The sequence below is a fragment of the Arthrobacter gandavensis genome (genome assembly GCF_039528575.1).
Lineage (GTDB): Bacteria > Actinomycetota > Actinomycetes > Actinomycetales > Micrococcaceae > Arthrobacter_B > Arthrobacter_B citreus_B.
The window spans coordinates 49383-50888 of the sequence record NZ_BAAALV010000010.1 but is presented as its reverse complement, the minus strand read 5'-3'; the positions used below and the strand labels follow the sequence as shown (position 1 = coordinate 50888).

2 protein-coding genes are annotated in these 1506 nt (G+C 64.0%); one reads left to right on the top strand and one right to left on the bottom strand.

Going from position 1 to position 1506, the window contains the following annotated elements; all coding sequences use genetic code 11:
- The coding region (locus tag ABFX29_RS16590; protein ID WP_346038510.1) for an alpha-amylase family glycosyl hydrolase at nucleotides 1-623 on the bottom strand (623 nt) is incomplete at its 3' end.
- A 208-nt stretch (nucleotides 624-831) separates the two neighbouring features.
- Here ABFX29_RS16590 and ABFX29_RS16585 point away from each other — a divergent pair.
- Nucleotides 832-1494 carry a DUF4190 domain-containing protein gene (locus ABFX29_RS16585; RefSeq protein ID WP_152229437.1) on the top strand — a complete coding sequence of 221 codons (663 nt, stop codon included), beginning with the start codon at nucleotides 832-834 and terminating at the stop codon, nucleotides 1492-1494.
- The last annotated feature ends 12 nt before the right edge of the window (nucleotides 1495-1506 follow it).

The window sequence follows — 1506 nt, the reverse complement described above, 5'->3', positions numbered from 1 at the left end:
TTGTCCCAGTTGAAGTCGGGCTGGGAGGAGTCAAAGAGGTGCAGGTACCACTGGCCGGGGGTGCCGTCGGGGTTGGTGGTGCGGGTCCAGGCGGGGCCGCCGAAGTGGGACTGCCAGTTGTTGGGCGGGTTTTCGCCGTTCTCTCCGGTGCCGTCGCGGAAGATGAACATGTCCCGGGCGGGGGAGTTCTCCGGTGCGGCGAGGGCAGCCTGGAAGAGGGCATGCTGGTCGGAGCAGTGGTTGGGGACGAGGTCCACGATGACGCGGATGCCGTGGTTTTTGGCGGTGGCGACGAGGTTGTCGAAGTCTTCCAGGGTGCCGAAGAGGGGGTCGACGTCGCAGTAGTCGGCGACGTCGTAGCCGGCGTCTTTTTGGGGGGAGACGTAGAAGGGGGAGAGCCAGATCGCGTCGATGTCCAGTTCGGCCAGGGTGGGGATTTCGGCGGTGATGCCGGGCAGGTCGCCGATGCCGTCGCCGCGCAGGTCGCGGAAGGAGCGGGGGTAGATCTGGTAGATCACCGAGGACCGCCACCACTGCTGTTCCCGGTCGGGGGAAGCATCATGGACCGGAACCAGGCGGAGGTTTCCGGTAGGCATGGAAGGAGCGCCAGGAGCGATGTCCATGAACAGAATCATCCTTTACACTTTTGCGGTCTGAGTACGCCTTCTTAAACGCGGCCGTGTGCCCGGTTGTGCCTCAATGTGCACGTGAGAAGCCGCACAACGCATCGACGCAGGTCAGACAGGGAAATCTGCCAATGTTGATGGCGGTACAACACGGTAGGCTGGCTTCCGAACCCCCAAACAAATCCAGCCATTTTTCGGGAGAAGCATGTCAGAGAACCGCAACGACGTCCCGGGCGATCCCGCCGGCGAAACGCAGGAACAGCCGTGGACCCAGCCTTCCGGGGACACCCCCGGCGCTTTCGGAGATACCTCCGGCCCGGATGCCCCGACGCAGCCGCTCTACGGCCGCTACGATTCCGCAGCCGGGGCGGGCCAGCCATCCTCTCCGGAACCCGGCCAGGGGCCGTGGACCCAGCCGAACCAGCCGCAGCAGCCAACCGTGAGCCAGGGAGCGGGCCAGCAGCCGAACTACGGCGCCGGCTACGGTGTTCCGCCGTCGCCCTACGGCTACCCGGGCAACTACCAGGCACCCGTGCAGCAGCCGGGCAAGACCATGGGCATTGTGGGCCTGATCCTGTCCTGCCTGTTCTTCATCCCGTTCGCTTCACTGGTGGGCGTGATCCTGAGCATCGTGGGATTCGTCCAGTCGCGTAAGGCCAAGATGAGCAACGGGCCTGCCCTTGCCGGCATCATCATTGGCGGGGTCGTTTTCGTCCTGACCCTTATTGCCACGATCGCCATTCTTGTCTTTGCAGTGGACCAGGTGAGCACCCTCATCGAGATCTGCGAGGACCGCGGACCCGGGACCCACTTCGTGGACGGCGAAATCTATGATTGCAGCGTCGAGGACTTTGAGCAGTCCCTCTAACTGCGGCCGTAA